Here is an 18,551-nt window from a genome sequence, read left to right on the forward strand (position 1 = left end):
CAGTTTGCCGACGCTCGGCGGGGGTTCGTAGCGCTGCGGATCGCTCACTGGCCCGTCACCACCGCGGCCTGGGGGCGGATCGGGAGACGGTTGACGGGGCGGCCCGTGGCGGCCCGCACCGCGGAGGCGATGGCCGCCGGGGACGTCACCACCGGGACCGCGCTGGCCGCCTTCGCCCCGAAGGGGGCGACCACGTCCCGTTCCTCGACCAGTCTGACGATCCGGATGTCCGGGGCGTCCAGGGCCGTGGGGAGGGAGTAGCCGGTGAGGTCGGGGTGGCGGATCAGACCGCGCGGGGTGCGCAGGTTCTCGGTGAGCGCGATGCCCACGCCCTGGGTGACGCCCGCCTCGATCCGCGCCGCCAGCTGCGCCGGGTTGAGGATCCGGCCGACGTCCTGGGCGACCGCCAGTTCCACGACCCGCACCGAACCGATCTCGATGTCGACGTCGACGACCGCGCGGACCGCGCAGAAGGCCATGCCCACGAACGCGTCGCCCTGGCCCGCGCCGTCCAGCGGCTCGGTGGGGTGCGGGCGGCACTGGGCCGTCGCCCACAGTTCCTTGCCGTGCAGTTCCTCGGCGACCGTCGTCGACAGCACGCCGTCGTACGAGGTGATCTTGCCGTCGGTGATCTGGAGCAGCTCGGTGGACATGCCGAACTTGTGCGCGAGGGGCTGGAGGAGCTGGGTGCGGACCATCCGGGCCGCGCGTTCCACCGCCCCGCCGGAGACCCAGGTGTGCCGGCCCCGGCAGCCCGCACCGGCCGGGGGCTGGTCGGTGTCCACGGGCGCGACGTGCACCTCTTCGACGCCGAGGGTCTCCTGGACGATCTGGCGGGCCAGGGTGGTGAAGCCCTGGCCGGTCTCCACCGCCGCGCACAGGACGGTCGCGATGCCGTCCTGAACCTTCACGGTCGCCGTGGAGACCTCGTCGGCGCCCTCCGCGCCGAGCATGTGCACCATGCCGAGGCCGTAGCCCACGCCCCGGCGCACCGCGCCCGGTTCACCCGCGCCCTCGGGGCCGCCGGGCAGCAGCCACTCCTCCTCGGGGGTGTCCTTGGGGAGCGGCGGCAGCGGGTACTCCTGGACGGCCTGGAGGAGCTCGGCCACCGGCGCCGGGCAGGTCACGGTCTGGCCGGTGGGCAGGACGTCGCCGGTCGCCATGACGTTGCGCATCCGCAGCTCGGCCGGGTCCAGCCCGAGTTTCTTCGCCAGCTTGTCCATCTGCGCCTCGTAGGCGGCGCAGACCTGCATCGCGCCCTCGCCGCGCACATGGCCCGACGGGGGGTTGTTGGTGCGCACGGCCCAGCCCTCGATGAAGGCGTTCGGGACGACGTAGGGGCCGCAGGCGAAGGAGACGGCGGCGGCGAGCGCCTCGGCGGAGGTGTCGGCGTAGGCGCCCGCGTCCAGCAGGATCTGGGCCTCGACCTTGATCAGCCGGCCCTCCGCGTCGGCGTGGTGGCGGTAGCGCAGCAGCGTCGGGTGGCGGTGGACGTGGCCGAGGAAGGACTCCTCGCGCGTGGCGGTGAGTTTCACCGGGCAGCCGGTCTTCAGGGCCAGCAGACCGAGCGGGAGCTGGAAGCCCTGGTCCTCGCGGTCGGCCGTCGCGCCCGGCACCCCGGTGACGACGATCTTCACCCGATCGGGTGCCAGGCCGTAGACGGCCGCGGCCGTGTCGCGGTCGGCGTGCGGGTCGGTGGAGGCCAGGTAGAGCTCGACGCCGCCGTCGGGGCGGGGCACGGCGAGTCCGGCCTCGGCGCCGATGGGGGCGGGGTCGGCGCGGCCGATGCGGTACTGGCCCTCGACGACGATCTCGCCGGCCGCGCTCTGGTCGCCGTGGTGCAGCGGGATGTGCCGGATCAGGTTGCCGTCGGGGTGCAGGGCGTCCGCCTCGAACGCCAGCTCGGGGTCGGTCACCGGGTCGAGCACCTCGTACTCGACGATGACGGCCGCGGCGGCCATCCGCGCGGTGTCCGGGTGGTCGGCGGCGACCGCCGCGATGGGCTCGCCGTGATGGCGTACGACCTCGGAGGCGAACACGGGCCGGTCGGCCTTGCCGCGGCCGTGCACCGGGCTGCCGGGAACGTCCTCGTGGGTGACGACGGCGCGCACGCCGGGCATCTCGCGCGCGTGGGAGGTGTCGATCGACACGATCCGCGCGCGGGGGTGCGGGGAGCGCAGCACGGCCGCCCACAGCAGGCCCTCGGCCCACAGGTCGGCCGCGTACGGGAAGGTGCCCTCCGTCTTGGCGCGCGCGTCGGCGGGCTGCAGGGAGGCGCCGAGACCGTGCGGGATCGGCTCGGGGGCCCCGGCGGCCTCCGCGGTGGTCGTCGCGGTGGCTGCTTCGTTGCTCACGCCTGGCCTCCGTCCTGGCCCTGTCCGTACACCGGGTCGTGCGGGTGGGGCTGTGCCGGGTTCTCGAACGCCGACGGGTGGACGCCGCCGGCGCCCGGGCCCGCCTGGTGCGGGATACGTGCCTCGTCGCCGTCCGTGTCCGCGTCGGCCTGGGCCTCGCGTTCGGCGACGACGTCCTTCACGGCCCGCAGGACGCCCTTGTAGCCGGAGCAGCGGCACAGGTTGCCGCACAGGGCCTGGCGGGTCTCCAGCTCGGTGGGCGCGGGGTTGCCCTCCAGCAGGTCGTGCACGGTCATCGCCATGCCGGGCACGCAGAACCCGCACTGCACGGCCCCGCACCGGGCGAGCGCCCGCTGCACGTCGGAGGGCTGTCCGTCGACGGCCAGGCCCTCGACGGTGCGGATCTCGCTGCCGGCGGTGGTGACGGCCGGGACCAGGCAGGAGGCGACGAGCCGTCCGTCGACCTGGACGTTGCAGGCCCCGCACTCGCCCTGGGAGCAGCCGTCCTTGGCGCCCGCGAGGCCGAGGCGCTCGCGCAGGACGTAGAGCAGCGACTCGCCGATCCAGGCGTCGGTGACGGGCCGGTCGGAGCCGTTGACGCGCAGGACGTAGGAGGCGAGGGGATGCTCCTCCGCCGGGGGCGGGGGCAACTCCTCGGACGCCGCTGCGGTGTCGTCGGCGGAGGCGTCGGTGTCGTCGGCCGTGTCGTCGGCGGTGTCGTGGCCGGCGGGAGGCTCGGCGGGGCGCTGAGCGGCCTCTGCGGGCTCGTGGGCGCCCCGGGCGCCCGCGGGGGCCCCGCCGGCCTCGGAGGCGTCCTCCAGGGCCTCCAGGGCCTCCCGGGCCTCTTCGGTGGGGGCGGACGCCTCCGGGGGTGCCTGCGCCACGGAGTCCGCGGGCGCGTGGTCGGCGGTGTGCGCCGAGCCGTGGTCCACACCGTGCGGGGGCGTGTGCTCGGTGCCGTGCGGGGGCGTGTGCTCGGTGCCGTGCGGAGGCGTGTGCGGGACGTCGTGCACGGGCGTGTGGGTGGTGCCGTACGCGGGCGTGCGGCCGCCGTCGTGCGCGCTCTCGTTCGGGAGCCCGTACGCGGTCCCGTGGCCCGTGTCGTGCCCCGCCTCGGCCATGCCGGGCTGCTGCGCCTGCTGGGCCCAGTTCTGGCCCGCGCCGTTGGTGGAGCCGGTCGCCCAGGGTGCGGCGGCGCCGCCCGGCAGGGTGGCCGGCGGGGTGCCTCCCCACTGCTCGACCAGCGCCGACGTGGTGAACTCGCCCGACTCGTCGGGCAGATCACCGCCGGCCACCGGGATCGACCACTGGCCGGTCACGTCGTGGCCCGGGCCGGACGAGGGCGGCCCCGCCGGGCCGGCCGAGGTGTCGGTGAAGCTCCACTGCCCGGTCGAGCCCGGGTTGTACGTGAACCGGTCGCCGCCGGAGGTCTCCGGCGGCAGCTGCGGCGCGGGCCACTCGGTGCCGCCTGCCGGGGCCGCCCAGGTGCCGTCCGTCGCGGGGGGCGCGGCCGCTATCTGCGGCGGCACGTACCCGTGGCCGGGCGCGGCGAGCGGGCTGTCGGCGGCCAGGAGCGCGTCGATGCCGCCCTCGGGGAGCTTGACGAACGCGGTGGCCCCGTCGTCGTAGTCGCCCTGGGGCAGCGGGTCCCAGCGGCCGCCGCTCCGGGGCTGCGCGCCCTCTCCGTGCTGGTCGTCGGTCACGACAGCGCCCTCCCCAGTGCTCGTCGGGCCAGCGCGGCGACGGTGCGCCGCAGGTGCAGTACGGCGGGCGGCAGCTCCGGTACGGAACCGTCCACGCCCGGGGTCGGGTCCGGGATGCAGGCGGCGGCGACGTACTCGCCGAACGCGGTCAGCGCCTCCGGGACGATCGTGCGGTTGTTGTCCCAGTCGATGAGCCGGGCGACCCACTGCTCGGCGTCGAGGGGCCGCAGCGGCATCGGCGCTATGGCGCCCACGGCGCACCGCACGCCGCGCCGGGCGGGGTCGAGGACCACGGCGACGGAGGCGACGGCGCGGCCCGGGCCGGTGCGGCCGGTCGCCTTCAGGAAGACCTGCGGGGCGTGCAGCAGCGGCACGCGCACGTACGCGATCAGTTCGCCGCCGCGCAGCATGTCCACGCCGGCCAGCAGGTGCGACACCGGGATCTCCCGGCGGGCTCCGCCCTGGCCCGCGATGATCAGCGTCGCCTCCAGCGCGGCCAGTACGGGCAGCGCGTCACCGGTGGGGGCCGCGCTGGCGATGTTGCCGCCCAGGGTGCCCGCGTTGCGGATCTGCGGCGGGCCCGCGGCGCGCGCGGCGGCGGCGAGCGCCGGGATGAGGGCGGCGAAGTCGGGGCGGCCCATGCGCGCGTGCGTGAGCCCGGCGCCGAGCAGCGCGTGCCCGTCCTGGTACTGCCAGCCGCGGATCTCGCTGATCCGGCCGAGGCCGACCAGTCCGCCGGGCCGGAGCTGCCCCGAGTTGACGGCGGCCATCAGGTCGGTGCCGCCGGCCACGGGCACGGCGGCGGGCATGGCCGCGAGGGCCGCCACCGCCTCGTCCAGCGTCGTCGGCAGCGTGACGGCCTGCGCCGCCTGCGGTGCGTGCGTGCTCAAAACCGGCTGCCCCTTCCCGCTGCCCCACGTGGTCCCACCTGTGCGCCGTACGGTACGTGCTGACAGGGCGGACGTGGCAACTCTGGCACATGTTCGCAACACCCGAAGACGGGGGTCCACTAGGAGGCATTCGCCCACCTCATCCAGGAGATGGTCCGTTTTCGTACGGCATCACCGGTGCGCGTGAATTGCCACTCTTCGGTGACAGTGCCGGGTTTTCCCCGTGACGCCGCACACCGCGCCGCCACGGCGGCTACCGGTGCGGGGGCGGGCCGTCGACCGGGCGGCCGAGGACGCCGGGCCGCCGCTGCCAGGGCCGGGGCCCCTCGGGCGGGCGGTAGCCGACCCCGAGGGCGTCGAGCCGGCCGTAGTGGGCCTCCATCCGCCGCTCGAAGTCCGCGAAGTCCCGTTCCCCGGGGGCGGGCAGGGCGCTCCAGGCGACCTCGGCGAACGCGGCGAGCCGGGGGAACGCCTGGTAGTCCACGCGCGCGTGGTCCTCCATCACCTCGGTCCACAGGTTGGCCTGGGTGCCGAGCACATGCGCCCTCTCCTCGGGTGTGAACTCCTCGGGAACGGGCTCGAACCGGTAGACGTCCTCCAGGGTGCGGACGTACCCGATGGGCACCGGCTCGTCCGGGCCGCCGTCCTGCCGGTGGTCGAGGTAGACGTGCTGCTCGGGGCACATGACGACGTCGTGGCCCGCGCGCGCGGCGGCGGTCCCGCCCGCGTAGCCGCGCCAGGACGACACGGCGGCGCCGGGCGCGAGCCCGCCCTCCAGGATCTCGTCCCAGCCGATCAGCCGGCGCCCGCGCGCGGCGAGCCAGGTGTCGAAGTGCCGGACGAACCAGGACTGCAGCGCGTCCTCGTCGGCGAGCCCGAGTTCCTTCATCCGCGCCTGCGCGGCGGGCGACTGACGCCACTGGTCCTTGGGGCATTCGTCGCCGCCGATGTGGAAGAACGCCGAGAACCCCGACAACGGGGCGGCGTCCGCCGGGAACAGCTCCAGGACCTCCTCGAACACCCCTTCGTAGAAGCGCAGGGTGCTGTCCGTGGGAGCGAGTACGTTCGGGTTGATGCCCCAGGTGTCCCAGACGGAGAGGCGGGTGGTGTCGATGACGTCGGTGTTGCCGAGTTCCGGATACGCGGCGATCGCGGCCTGCGAGTGGCCCGGTACGTCGATTTCGGGGACGACGGCGATATGCCGCTCGGCGGCGTACGCCACGATCTCCCGGATGTCGTCCTGGGTGTAGTAGCCACCGTGCGGCTTCTCGTCCCACAGGGGTGAGGCGCGATGGCCGAATTTCGTGCGGGCCCGCCAGGAGCCGACCTCGGTCAGCCGGGGATACCTCTTGATCTCGATCCGCCAGCCCTGGTCGTCCGTCAGATGGAAGTGGAAGACGTTCAGTTTGTGCGCCGCCATCAGATCCAGGTAGCGCAGGACGCCTTCCTTGGGCAGGAAGTGCCGGGCGACGTCGAGCATGACACCGCGCCAGCGGAAGCGGGGGGCGTCCTCGATGACCTGGTGCGGGATGCCGTAACGGATGCCGGGGCGCACGGGGGCGCGGCGGAAGGCGTGCCGGCCGAGGAGCTGACGCAGGGTCTGGGCACCCCAGAAGACACCGGCCGGGTCTCCGCCGCGGATCTCGACGCCCCGGTTCGCGACGACGCTCAGCCGGTACGCCTCCGGCCCCAGCGTGTCGTCCACGAGCAGTTCCACGGAGTCGCGGGCGCCCTGGGGGCCGGGCGGCAGGCCCAGCCCGAGGGCCGCGCCCAGGGTGGAGCGCAGCCAGCGAGCGGTGGTCCCGGTGCCGGGCCCGGCCCACAGCGTGGTGTCCTCGTCGAAGACGACACCGCAGCGCATGGGCCCCTCCACGGCGCGCGGCGCGGGAATGAGATCCGCCGGAGAAGTCACGTCAGTCCTTTGCCTGCGAAGTGCCGCTGATGACGGTCGAGTTGGCGAAGAGGAAGCCGTTCCGGGGCGAAAAGAATCCACCGCGGAAAGCGCGTACGGCCCGTCCCGTCGAGGTCGCGAACATGATCGGCAAGGCGGCCGGAAGCGAAAGCGGAATCGGGCAGCGGGGGCCGCGGAGGCCGCCGTGAGAAACACGGCCGGTCGACCGCCGGGGAAGTGGCCGGGGAAGTGGCCGAGGAAGTGACGGCCGAATTCCCGCCGCCCGAACACCCGCCGGAGGGAACGCCGGTCGCACCGCCGATCGCACCGCCGGTCGCTTCATGAGAGATGCCTCCGCCATCACATCGCGTTGCAACATGCGCAATGGAGGTTTCATCGCGCGCAACACCCGAGAGGCTACGGAGTCCATGGACACGACCACAAGAGGTCTCTACCACTCCGTGACACGACAAAGGCCCCCGGGGCGCGCCAGAACGCGCCCGGAGGCCTCAGGGATACAGAAGGACCGGAAGGCTACTTGCCGCCGCCCTTGCCACCCTTGTCGTCGCCGCCGATGCCCATCGACTCGAAGATCTCCTTGCACATCGGGCACACGGGGTACTTCTTCGGGTCGCGGCCGGGCACCCACACCTTGCCGCACAGCGCCACGACGGGCGTGCCGTCGAGGGCGCTCGCCATGATCTTGTCCTTCTGGACATAGTGCGCGAAGCGCTCGTGGTCACCGTCGCCGTGCGACACCTGCGGCGTCGGCTCGACGAGGGTCCCCGTACCAGTACCGCGCTCGGGCTCAAGAGTGCTCATGCGCCCAAGGGTACTGAAGGTCACAGCGATCAGTTGAGCGAAGGGTCGTCCGGGTACGTCGCCACCATCGCGAGTTCGCTGCGCTGGCGGCGCAGGACCTCGCGCCAGAGTCTTTCCGGGGACGGGGAGGACACGTCGCCGGGTTCGGACTCGACGACGTACCAGGCGCCCTCGACCAGTTCGTCCTCGAGCTGACCGGGGCCCCAGCCGGCGTACCCGGCGAAGATCCGCAGGGAGCCGAGGGCCGAGGCGAGGAGTTCCGGCGGGGCCTCCAGGTCGACGAGGCCGATCGCGCCGTGCACCCGGCGCCAGCCGAGCGGACCGCGGTCGCCCGAGGAGTCGCCGGGGATCACGGCGACGCCCAGCGCGGAGTCGAGGGACACCGGGCCGCCCTGGAAGACCACACCCGGTTCCCCGGTGAGGTCGGCCCAGCCCTCCAGGATGTCGCCCACGCCGACGGGGGTCGGACGGTTGAGGACGACACCGAGGGAGCCCTCCTCGTCGTGGTCGAGAAGGAGCACCACCGCACGGTCGAAGTTCGGGTCCGCCAGGGCGGGCGTGGCCACGAGCAGCCGCCCTGTGAGCGAGGACACCTCGGTCATGCCAGACATGATCCCGCATCTTCCCGTGAAGTGGGGAGCCAATGCGGACACCTGGGCGAGGGGCAGGTCGGGCGCACGGATGCGGTCCGGGCGCACGAACGGGAAAGGGCCTTCATGGTGACCGCACGTACCCGCCGCGGAACGGTTCGTGTTGTGACACAGCTATGACCTTCCTGGGTCGTCCTCGGGCTTACTTGAGGGGCCCTGGTGGCGATTACCCTGTCTGCTCTGGCCCTTGCCCCGATCCAAAGGCCCGTGCCCCAGTCCACCACCCATGGAACGCGAGATACATGACCGTCAACGGCTCTGACGACGTACTGCTTGTCCACGGCGGAACCCCGCTCGAGGGCGAGATCCGTGTCCGCGGTGCGAAGAACCTCGTACCGAAGGCCATGGTCGCCGCCCTGCTGGGCAGTGAGCCGAGTCGGCTGCGCAACGTTCCGGACATCCGTGACGTGCGGGTCGTACGCGGTCTGCTGCAACTGCACGGGGTGACGGTCCGTCCGGGTGAGGAGCCGGGCGAGCTGGTGCTCGACCCGACCTATGTGGAGAGCGCGAACGTCGCCGACATCGACGCCCACGCGGGGTCGAGCCGTATCCCGATCCTGCTGTGCGGTCCGCTGCTGCACCGTCTGGGCCACGCCTTCATCCCCGGCCTCGGCGGGTGCGACATCGGCGGCCGGCCCATCGACTTCCACTTCGAGGTGCTGCGGCAGTTCGGCGCGACGATCGAGAAGCGGGCGGACGGGCAGTACCTGGAGGCGCCGCGGCGGCTGCGCGGCACGAAGATCCAGCTGCCGTACCCGTCGGTCGGCGCGACCGAGCAGGTGCTGCTGACGGCCGTCCTCGCGGAGGGCGTCACCGAGCTGTCCAACGCGGCGGTCGAGCCGGAGATCGAGGACCTGATCTGCGTCCTGCAGAAGATGGGCGCGATCATCGCGATCGACACCGACCGCACGATCCGCATCACCGGTGTGGACAAGCTCGGCGGCTACACCCACCGCGCGCTGTCGGACCGTCTGGAGGCCGCGTCCTGGGCGTCGGCGGCGCTGGCGACCGAGGGCAACATCTACGTCCGCGGCGCTCAGCAGCGCTCGATGATGACGTTCCTGAACACCTACCGGAAGGTGGGCGGCGCCTTCGAGATCGACGACGAGGGCATCCGCTTCTGGCACCCCGGCGGCCAGCTGAAGTCCATCGCGCTGGAGACGGACGTGCACCCCGGCTTCCAGACCGACTGGCAGCAGCCGCTGGTCGTCGCCCTCACCCAGGCCACGGGCCTGTCCATCGTCCACGAGACGGTCTACGAGTCCCGGCTGGGCTTCACCTCGGCGCTGAACCAGATGGGTGCCCACATCCAGCTCTACCGCGAGTGCCTGGGCGGCTCGGACTGCCGCTTCGGCCAGCGCAACTTCCTGCACTCGGCGGTCGTCTCCGGCCCCACCAAGCTCCAGGGCGCCGACCTGGTCATCCCCGACCTGCGCGGCGGCTTCTCCTACCTGATCGCCGCCCTCGCGGCCCAGGGCACCTCCCGCGTCCACGGCATCGACCTGATCAACCGCGGCTACGAGAACTTCATGGACAAGCTCATGGAACTCGGCGCGAAGGTCGAACTGCCGGGCAAGGCGCTCGGCTGAGAACGTCCGCGCGAAGGCCGATGGGGCGGTCACCCGAGTTCGGGTGACCGCCCCATCGGCGTCAGGTTCGGCGCCCCTTCAGGGGCGCGGGGAACTGCGCGACCAGCCACGACGGCGCGGCAGTCACCCACGGCGCTCCAGCACAACGGCGCTGAACGCCACGGCCCTCCAAGCGGAGCGCTTACTTGCCCTTGGCCGCTTCCTTGAGCTTCGAGCCCGCGGAGACCTTCACGCTGTAGCCGGCCGGGATCTGGATCGGGTCGCCGGTCTGCGGGTTGCGCGCGGTGCGAGCGGCACGGTGGGTGCGCTCGAAGGTCAGGAAGCCGGGGATGGTGACCTTCTCGTCGCCCTTGGAGACGATGTCGCCGACGACCTCGGCGAACGCGGCCAGCACAGCGTCGGCGTCCTTGCGGGTCACCTCGGCGCGGTCGGCCAGCGCGGCCACCAGCTCACTGCGGTTCATGTTGTTACTCCCGTGTTCTTCTTGCCGTTGCGGCGTGCCACGCGGCGGAGCCGCATAGCGGGCACAGCGGAGTGCGATGTGCTCGCGCCCAGGGACGCATCCTGCCCCTACCTGCGGCGGGAAAGCCAATCCGGCACCCGCAGGAGTCGGGAGAACACCCTTGGGAGTCACCCGAAGCGCGCCTGTGGCTCTGGCCACGATAGACACAGCCCACCGACAGGGGTCCCGCGACGCGCCGGAGGCGGGGACCGTGGTGATCCTCACAGTCCCCGCGCGCCGGGCAGGGCTACGAGGCCGACGCGCCGGCCGCCTTCGCGGCGTCCCGGACGGCGCCCGCGACGGCGCCCGCGACCTTGTCGTTGAAGACGCTCGGGATGATGTAGTTCGCGTTCAGCTCGTCGTCGCTGACCACGTCCGCGAGGGCCTTCGCGGCCGCGAGCATCATCTCGGTGTTGACGGTGCGGGACTGGGCGTCCAGCAGGCCGCGGAAGACACCCGGGAAGACCAGCACGTTGTTGATCTGGTTCGGGAAGTCGGAGCGGCCGGTGGCCACCACGGCGGCCGTCTGGCGGGCCACCGCCGGGTCGACCTCCGGGTCGGGGTTCGCGAGCGCGAACACGATGGCGCCCTCGGCCATGGCGGCCACGTCGGCGCCGTCGAGGACGTTCGGGGCGGAGACGCCGATGAAGACGTCGGCGCCGCGCACGGCCTCCTTGAGGGTGCCGGTGAGGCCCTCGGGGTTGGTGTTGTCGGCGATCCAGCGCAGCGCCGAGCCGGGGGCGGCGTCGACCAGGTCCGCACGGCCGGCGTGCACCACGCCGTGGATGTCGGCGACGACCGCGTTCTTCACCCCGGCCGCGATCAGCAGCTTGAGGATGGCGGTGCCGGCGGCGCCGGCGCCGGACATCACGACGCGGATCGACTCGATGCTCTTGGCCGCCACACGCAGGGCGTTCGTCAGCGCGGCGAGGACGACGATCGCGGTGCCGTGCTGGTCGTCGTGGAAGACGGGGATGTCGAGGGCCTCGCGCAGCCGGGCCTCGATCTCGAAGCAGCGGGGGGCGGAGATGTCCTCGAGGTTGATGCCGGCGAAGCCCGGGGCGATGGCCTTGACGATCTCGACGATCGCGTCGGTGTCCTGGGTGTCCAGGCAGAGCGGCCAGGCGTCGATGCCGGCGAACCGCTTGAAGAGGGCCGCCTTGCCCTCCATGACCGGCAGCGCGGCCTTGGGGCCGATGTTGCCGAGGCCCAGCACGGCGGAACCGTCCGTCACGACCGCAACGGAGTTGCGCTTGATGGTCAGGCGGCGGGCGTCCTCGGGGTTCTCGGCGATCGCCATGCAGACCCGGGCCACACCGGGCGTGTAGACCATGGAGAGGTCGTCACGGTTGCGGATGGGGTGCTTGGACTGCATCTCGATCTTGCCGCCGAGGTGCATGAGGAACGTACGGTCGGAGACCTTGCCGAGCGTGACGCCCTCGATGTGGCGCAGCTGCTCGACGATCTCGTCGGCGTGCGCGGTCGAGGTGGCCGCGATGGTGACGTCGATGCGGAGCTTCTCGTGCCCGGAGGCGGTGACGTCGAGGCCGGTCACCGAGCCTCCGTGGGACTCGACGGCCGTGGTGAGCTGGGAGACCGCGGTTCCGCTCGCGGGCACCTCCAGCCTGACCGTCATCGAGTAGGAGACGCTGGGCGCCGTTGCCATGGCCGACTTCCTCTGCACTGCTGGGTGGGTCGCTGGATTGCCGTCCGATCGTCGCACCTACTGACGAGTACGGGAAAGTCGCCTCAAATTAAGGTCGTTTTGTTCGCGCGGGGCGCCACGCGAAGAGGCCCACATCACATCGGATGTGGGCCTCTCCGTCCGTTCATGACACCGACCCGCCATGCTCGCCTCGCGGCAAGTGGTCGCTCGTAGCGACGAAGGTTGGGCCCGGGGGCTTGGATCGAGCCGGTGTCACACCCAGGCTAACAAACGGATCCCCGAACACCATTCCCGTCCGGGGCGGTTCACAGGAAACCTTCAGTCCCTGAGGAGATCGGGCACTCCGTCCGCGTCCGGTTCGTCCCGCTCCCCCGACACCACCGTGAGCTGCTGGGTGGCCCGGGTCAGGGCGACGTACAGCACCCGCAGGCCGGCCGGGGACTCGTCGGCGATCTCGGCGGGCGAGACGACGACCGTGGCGTCGTACTCCAGTCCCTTGGCCTCCAGGCTGCCGAGGGCGACGACCCGGTCGCCGAGCCCGGTGAGCCAGCGGCGGGCCTCCTCGCGGCGCTGCATGGCGACGACGACGCCGACGGTGCCGTCGACCTGGCCGAGGAGGCGTTCGGCCTCGGCGCGGACGGTGGCGCCGAGGGTGTCCTTGACGGCGGTGCTGCGTCTTTGGTTCGTTCCCACGAAACGGGGGACGACCCCGGTGGAGCGGACCGCCGAGGGGGACTCGGCGCCGGGCAGGGCGAGGGCCAGCACCTTGGCGGCCAGCTCGGCGATCTCGGCCGGGTTGCGGTAGTTGACGGTGAGCTGGAAACGCCGCCGGGGCCGGGTGCCGAGGGCCTCGTCGCGGGCCTCGGCGGCCTCGTCCGGGTCGGACCAGGAGGACTGGGCGGGATCGCCGACCACCGTCCAGGTGGCGTGCCGGCCGCGGCGGCCGACCATGCGCCACTGCATCGGGGTGAGGTCCTGGGCCTCGTCGACGATGACATGGGCGTACTCGACGCGTTCGGCGGCGAGCCGCTCGGCGCGCTCGCGCTGGGACTCCTCGCGCACCGGCATCAGCTCCTCCAGGCCGGTGAGCTGGTCCAGCGGGTCGTACTCGCGCTTCTTGCGGGGGCGGGCCGGGGCGCCGAGGATCGCCTGGAGCTCGTCGAGCATCGCGATGTCATGCACCGAGAGGCCGTCCCGCCGCAGCGAGCGGGCGACCCTGCGGACCTCGCCGGGGTTGAGGATCCGACGGGCCCAGCGGCCGAGCCGGCGCTCGTCGGCCATCGCCGCGAGGACGCTCGCGGGGGTCAGCTCGGGCCACCAGGCGTCGAGGAAGGCGAGGAACGAGTCCTCGGTGGTGACGTCCTCGTCGAAGGAGGAGCGCAGTTCGGCGGCCAGCTCGGGGTCGGTGTGCCGGCCGGCGGCCCCGGAGCGCTCCCACAGGGCGTCCAGGAGGAGCTTGCGGGCACGGGGACGCAGCAGGTTGACGGGGGCGGTGCCGCCTAGGGCGCTCTGCCGGATCCGCTCCAGGTCGGCGGCCTCCAGCTCCAGCCGGCGCCCGAAGACGACGACCCGGAGGCGGGAGGGGGTGGTGGCCGCGGCGCCGGTGGCGGTGTCGTCGAAGGCGAGCTGTCCGCTGCCGTCGCCGTCGGTGTGGCCGGTGCCGCCGTTCGCCCGGGTTGCGCCCGATCCCAGCTCCAGTGCCCCCCGGGCCGCCTTGCGCAGCACCCGGAGCATGCGGGAGGAGCCCTTGGCGCGGGCCACGGACGGGGCGTCGTACAGGGTGGCCTCGGCGCCGTCGACGAGGGAGCCGATGGCGCGGATCGCGACCTGGCCCTCCTCGCCGAGGGAGGGCAGGACGCCCTCGGTGTAGGCCACCAGCAGCGGGGTGGGCGAGACGATGAGGATGCCGCCGGCGTATCTGCGGCGGTCCTGGTAGAGGAGGTAGGCGGCGCGGTGCAGGGCGACGGCGGTCTTGCCGGTGCCGGGACCGCCCTCGACGTAGGTCACGGAGGCGGCGGGGGCGCGGATGACCAGGTCCTGCTCGGCCTGGATGGAGGCGACGATGTCGCGCATGGTGTGGCCGCGGGCCTGGCCGAGCGCGGCCATCAGGGCGCCGTCGCCGATGACGGGCAGTTCGCCGCCGTCGAGGAAGGCCGTCAGCTCGGGGCGCATCAGGTCGTCCTCGACGCCGAGGACCCGGCGCCCCTTGGAGCGGATGACCCGGCGGCGCACGACCCGGCCGGGGTCGACCGGGGTGGAGCGGTAGAAGGGGGCGGCGGCGGGGGCGCGCCAGTCGATGACCAGGGGCGCGTACTCGGAGTCCAGGACTCCGATGCGGCCGATGTGGAGGGTCTCGGCGATGTCGGCGGTGTTGTCCTGCCGTACGGCGCCCTCGGCGGGTTCCACGGCGGTGTAGGCGCCGTCGGGGCCCTTCTTGCCGTCCTTGCCGAGGAGGAGGTCGATCCGGCCGAAGAGGAAGTCCTCGAACTCGTTGTTGAGCCGGTTGAGATGGACACCGGCCCGGAAGACCTGGGCGTCGCGCTCGGCGAGGGCGCCGGGTGTTCCCACCTGGCCGCGCTTCGCCGCGTCGTTCATGAGGAACTCCGCCTCGTGGATCTTCTCCTCGAGGCGTCGGTACACCCGGTCGAGGTGTTCCTGTTCGCCGCCGATCTCGCGGTCCCGGACCGTGTCCGGTGCGGCGCTGACCGCGGTTTCCTGCTGAGCCTGTGCGGCCACCGGGCCCCCTTCTGACGTGCTGGGCAGCCGTCAACCGTACGCGAAGGGGACCGGTGGAGGCGAGAGCCCGCCCGAAGGCGGGCCCGTCGAATACTGAAGAGTAGTGCTAGGCGTCGACCTGGACGAGCTTGTCGCCGTCGAAGGTCATGACCTCGAAGTGGTCGATCTCGTTCGGCTTGAAGGCCGCGCCGCCGACGACGTAGAGCGGGTTCTTGGCCTGCTCGGTCTTGGCGCCGGGGAGTCCGTAGCCCCACTCCGGGACGGACCAGGAGGAGACGGTCTCGCGCTTGCCGTCCTTGCCGACGGCGATCAGCGAGCACTTCTCGGGGCCCGAGACGTTCTTCAGTTCGACGCCGACCTCGGTGCCCCAGGCCTTCTCGCCCATGGCGACGGTGGCCGTCACCTTGGTGGCGGAGTCGGTCGCGGAGACCTTGTCGGAGAGCGTCTCGAAGGTCGACTTGGCGGGGTTGGTGGTGCTGCTGGCCACCGGTGCCTTGCCGCCGCTGTCGCCGCCGGTCGCGGCCATGACGCCGACCGGGCCGCCGATGATCAGCGCCGCCGCGGCCGCCACGAGGTAGAAGGAGCGGCGGCGCTTCTGGGCGCGCCGGTCGGACACCTCGTCGACCAGCTTCTCCACCAGGCGCGGGCTGGGCCGGGCGGACAGGGAGTCGCCGATCGCCGGCGTGCCGGAGCCGGGCAGGTCCGCGAGCGCGGCGAGCATCGGTTCCATCCCGGCGAGCTCGTCGAGCTGCTGCGCGCACCACTCGCACCCGGCGAGATGCGCTTCGAAGGCGGTCGCCTCGGCGTCGTCGAGGATACCGAGGGCGTAGGCGCCCACGGTCTCGTGTTCACTCGGGCTCGGAGATCCCACTGATCCCTGCATGGGGCCAGACATACCCGTACCACCTGATCCGAATCCCCCGTACATGCTCATCACGCCGTCACCCCCCGCTCCTCCAGAGCCAGCTTCATCGACCGCAGTGCATAGAACACCCGAGAACGGACGGTGCCACTGGGTATGCCCAGCGTCTCGGCCGCCTCATTGACGGTACGCCCCTTGAAGTACGTCTCGACGAGCACCTCCCGGTGGGCCGGGGTCAGGTCGTCGAGCGCGTCCGACAGCGTCATCAGCCACAGCGCCTTGTCGATCTCGTCCTCCGCGGGGATGACCTCCAGCGGCGACGGGTCGACCTCCTGCGGCCGGGCCTGCCGGCTGCGGTGGCCGTCGATGACGATGCGGCGAGCGACCGTCACCAGCCAGGGGCGTACCGATCCGGTCGCTCGATTGAGCTGGCCGGCGTTCTTCCAGGCACGGATGAGTGTTTCCTGCACCACGTCCTCGGCACGCTGGCGGTCTCCGGCAACCAGGCGCAGGACATACGCAAGCAGGGGTCCGGCGTGCTCCCGATACAGAGCACGCATCAGCTCCTCGTCGGGTTCCGAGGGCTGGGACATGCGATGTCGGGCCCTCGATCCATGTTCATTGGCCACGGCCGCATCCTTGCGCACGCCCACCTCCGGTGTCCGGGGGATCCCCCAGTCGGTCGCTCGGTGACAGGTACGGAAGGGGTGTTCGCCGTGTTCAAACCGGGGCGACAGTTTTCTTCGGGGTGTCATGACGAGGGGGACATGGCGGCACATTCCCACCGCTTCTTCTTCACATTTTCGCCACACGGGCGGAATCGCGCGGGCTGCCCTTACCCAGGCGTGGGCAAACATGATGTTGTCGAAATCACTTCGACAATTTTCCGGCCAGGCTACCGCGGGGCGCTGTGCAATTGCTGTCAGCTCATCAGAGAAGGCGTATACCGGGCAGTTGGTCACGTGCCAAGGCGGCGCGCCGCCGGTGCCGTGCGACGCGCTCCCGGTTGCCGCAGATCTCGCTCGAACACCAACGCCTGCGCCGGCCACGGGAGGTGTCCAGGTAGACGATCGGGCAGCTGTCCCCCGCGCACTGCCGCAGCCCCGCCCGCGCCACGGGATCCGTGAGCAGTTCGACGGCGTCCCGCGCGACGGCGGCGAGCAGCGCGGCACACTCCGGCGGACCGTCCAACTCCCGTACGAGGGTCCCGTCCTCGTCGCGTACGGCGCGGGGCGCGGGCGGCGCGACCCGGGCGGCGTCGTTGAGGCGGCCGAGGTCGACCTCGTAGAGGCCGGGGTGCGTACGGGCCAGCCAGTCCCGCACCAACCGGTCGACACCGGAGCGCAGTTCACGGAACGCCACCGGCCACGAGGCGTCGGCGTGGGCGAGCGGGGTGCCCGGCGGGACGAGTCCGGCACCGCGGATCCACGCGCACAACGGGCCGACCCCGTCGAGGTGTTCACGGGGATGGCTGGTCGCGAGGAGGTCGAGACAACTGCGTCCGGCGTCGAACCGCAGCTCGTAGGGGTCCGTGGCCGTGCCCAGTGTCATGCGCCACCGCCTGCACCGACAGAAGAACGAGAAGGAACGGAAGAGCGGGAAAAAACCTTCCCCTCACAGTGCCCTGCGTCCCGCCCCGGCCGGAACCCCCCGTACCACCGGTCCGGCCGGTTCAGTCGTGGCTCACACGTCCGCGTACTTCGCGTCGGCGGCGGGGTCGAGGGCCAGCCGGTAGCCGCGCTTGACCACCGTCTGGATCAGCTTGGGGGTGCCGAGGGCGGTGCGCAGCCGGGCCATCGCCGTCTCCACGGCGTGCTCGTCGCGGCCGGCCCCGGGCAGCGCGCGCAGCAGGTCGGCACGGGGGACGACCCAGCCGGGCCGCCGTGACAGCGCCCTCAGCAGGGACATCCCGGCGGGCGGCACGGGCCGTAGACAGCCGTCGACCAGCACCGCGTGCCCGCGGATCTCCACCCGGTGCCCGGCGACCGGCAACGCCCGTGCCCGGGACGGAAGTTCCTGGCAGAGCAGCTGCACCAGCGGGCCGAGCCGGAAGCGTTCCGGCTGCACGGTGTCCAGGCCGCGCGCCTGGAGCGGCAGCGCGGTGACCGGTCCGACGCAGGCCGGCAGCACGTCGTGGTGGAGCGCGGCGAGCAGCTCGGACAGCAGACCGCGCTCCTCGGCGCGGGAGAACAGGGACTGCGCGGCCGGCGCGCTGGTGAAGGTGATCGCGTCGAGGCCGCGCGAGACGGCGGCGTCCAGGAGCCGGTCGAGCGGTGCGATGTCCTCGGGCGGCATCCACCGGTACACCGGTACGCCCACCACCTCCGCGCCCCCGGCCCGCAGCGCCTCCACGAACCCGGGCAGCGGCTCCCCGTGGAGCTGGACGGCGACCCGGCGGCCCTCGACGCCCTCCTCCAGGAGCCGGTCGAGCACCTCGGCCATGGACTCGGACGACGGCGACCAGTCCTCGGTGAGTCCGGCGGCGCGGATCGCGCCCTTCACCTTGGGGCCTCGGGCGAGGAGTTCGACCTGGCCGAGCCTGCTGAGCAGCGGCTCGCCCAGCCCCCAGCCCTCGGCGGCCTCCACCCAGCCCCGGAAGCCGATCGCGGTGGTCGCCACGACCACGTCGGGGGCCTGGTCGATGAGGTCCTTGGTGGCGGCGAGGAGTTCACCGTCGTCGGCGAGCGGCACGATCCGCAGGGCGGGCGCGTGCAGCACCGACGCGCCGCGCCGCTGGAGCAGCGCGCCGAGCTCCTCGGCCCGGCGCGCGGCCGTCACGCCCACGGTGAAACCCGCCAGGGGGCCGTGTTCCACGGATCCCGGGGGTGTGGCGTCCGGTCGCTGCTGTTCCACGTACATCACTCTCGTCCCGCACTCGAGTCGCCC

The 18,551-nt window shown here is 72.5% G+C and carries 14 protein-coding genes; 1 reads left to right on the forward strand and 13 read right to left on the reverse strand.

Going from position 1 to position 18,551, the window contains the following annotated elements:
• Positions 1–44: 44 nt before the first annotated feature.
• The 6 genes from ACYQ8Q_RS18355 to ACYQ8Q_RS18380 form a co-directional block, all read right to left on the reverse strand.
• Positions 45–2,354 carry a xanthine dehydrogenase family protein molybdopterin-binding subunit gene (locus tag ACYQ8Q_RS18355; RefSeq protein WP_460066228.1) on the reverse strand — a complete coding sequence of 770 codons (2,310 nt, stop codon included), beginning with the start codon at positions 2,352–2,354 and terminating at the stop codon, positions 45–47.
• On the reverse strand, positions 2,351–4,057 hold the full coding sequence (locus tag ACYQ8Q_RS18360) for a (2Fe-2S)-binding protein (protein ID WP_460066230.1): 1,707 nt from the start codon (positions 4,055–4,057) through the stop codon (positions 2,351–2,353). Before ACYQ8Q_RS18360 ends, ACYQ8Q_RS18355 begins: the two co-directional genes overlap by 4 nt.
• Positions 4,054–4,947 carry an FAD binding domain-containing protein gene (locus ACYQ8Q_RS18365; protein ID WP_460066231.1) on the reverse strand — a complete coding sequence of 298 codons (894 nt, stop codon included), beginning with the start codon at positions 4,945–4,947 and terminating at the stop codon, positions 4,054–4,056. The genes ACYQ8Q_RS18360 and ACYQ8Q_RS18365 overlap by 4 nt, the downstream gene beginning before the upstream one ends.
• 253 nt (positions 4,948–5,200) lie before the next feature.
• Positions 5,201–6,859 (reverse strand): beta-N-acetylhexosaminidase, encoded by a 1,659-nt coding sequence (locus ACYQ8Q_RS18370; protein ID WP_460066233.1) that lies wholly within the window; start codon positions 6,857–6,859, stop codon positions 5,201–5,203.
• Between the two features lie 513 nt (positions 6,860–7,372).
• Entirely contained in the window at positions 7,373–7,660 is a 288-nt protein-coding gene (locus ACYQ8Q_RS18375; RefSeq protein WP_358986208.1) for a DUF3039 domain-containing protein, read from the reverse strand.
• A gap of 29 nt (positions 7,661–7,689) precedes the next feature.
• Positions 7,690–8,262, reverse strand: a complete 573-nt coding sequence (locus ACYQ8Q_RS18380) for a YqgE/AlgH family protein (RefSeq protein ID WP_358986206.1) — start codon at positions 8,260–8,262, stop codon at positions 7,690–7,692.
• A gap of 290 nt (positions 8,263–8,552) precedes the next feature.
• On the opposite strand from ACYQ8Q_RS18380, the gene murA reads away from it, so the two are divergent.
• The gene (gene murA, locus ACYQ8Q_RS18385) at positions 8,553–9,899 is read left to right on the forward strand and encodes a UDP-N-acetylglucosamine 1-carboxyvinyltransferase (RefSeq protein ID WP_460066235.1); all 1,347 of its coding nucleotides are present in this window, start codon (positions 8,553–8,555) and stop codon (positions 9,897–9,899) included.
• Positions 9,900–10,080: 181 nt separating this feature from the next.
• On the opposite strand, the gene ACYQ8Q_RS18390 is transcribed toward murA, so the two are convergent.
• From ACYQ8Q_RS18390 to ACYQ8Q_RS18420, 7 genes are all read right to left on the reverse strand, one after another.
• Positions 10,081–10,362, reverse strand: a complete 282-nt coding sequence (locus ACYQ8Q_RS18390) for an HU family DNA-binding protein (RefSeq protein ID WP_004000874.1) — start codon at positions 10,360–10,362, stop codon at positions 10,081–10,083.
• 286 nt (positions 10,363–10,648) lie between these two features.
• Entirely contained in the window at positions 10,649–12,067 is a 1,419-nt protein-coding gene (locus ACYQ8Q_RS18395) for a malic enzyme-like NAD(P)-binding protein (protein ID WP_460066237.1), read from the reverse strand.
• A gap of 318 nt (positions 12,068–12,385) precedes the next feature.
• Positions 12,386–14,803 (reverse strand): HelD family protein, encoded by a 2,418-nt coding sequence (locus tag ACYQ8Q_RS18400; RefSeq protein ID WP_460066239.1) that lies wholly within the window; start codon positions 14,801–14,803, stop codon positions 12,386–12,388.
• A gap of 106 nt (positions 14,804–14,909) precedes the next feature.
• Positions 14,910–15,686, reverse strand: a complete 777-nt coding sequence (locus ACYQ8Q_RS18405) for an anti-sigma factor family protein (RefSeq protein ID WP_460066240.1) — start codon at positions 15,684–15,686, stop codon at positions 14,910–14,912.
• Between the two features lie 50 nt (positions 15,687–15,736).
• Positions 15,737–16,258, reverse strand: a complete 522-nt coding sequence (locus ACYQ8Q_RS18410; RefSeq protein ID WP_010039908.1) for a sigma-70 family RNA polymerase sigma factor — start codon at positions 16,256–16,258, stop codon at positions 15,737–15,739.
• Between the two features lie 337 nt (positions 16,259–16,595).
• Complete coding sequence (locus ACYQ8Q_RS18415) at positions 16,596–17,216, reverse strand: CGNR zinc finger domain-containing protein (RefSeq protein ID WP_460066243.1); 621 nt, start codon at positions 17,214–17,216, stop codon at positions 16,596–16,598.
• 132 nt (positions 17,217–17,348) lie between these two features.
• Positions 17,349–18,524, reverse strand: a complete 1,176-nt coding sequence (locus ACYQ8Q_RS18420) for a uroporphyrinogen-III synthase (protein WP_460066245.1) — start codon at positions 18,522–18,524, stop codon at positions 17,349–17,351.
• Positions 18,525–18,551: the final 27 nt, after the last annotated feature.

Source organism: Streptomyces sp. YKOK-I1 (assembly GCF_054660435.1).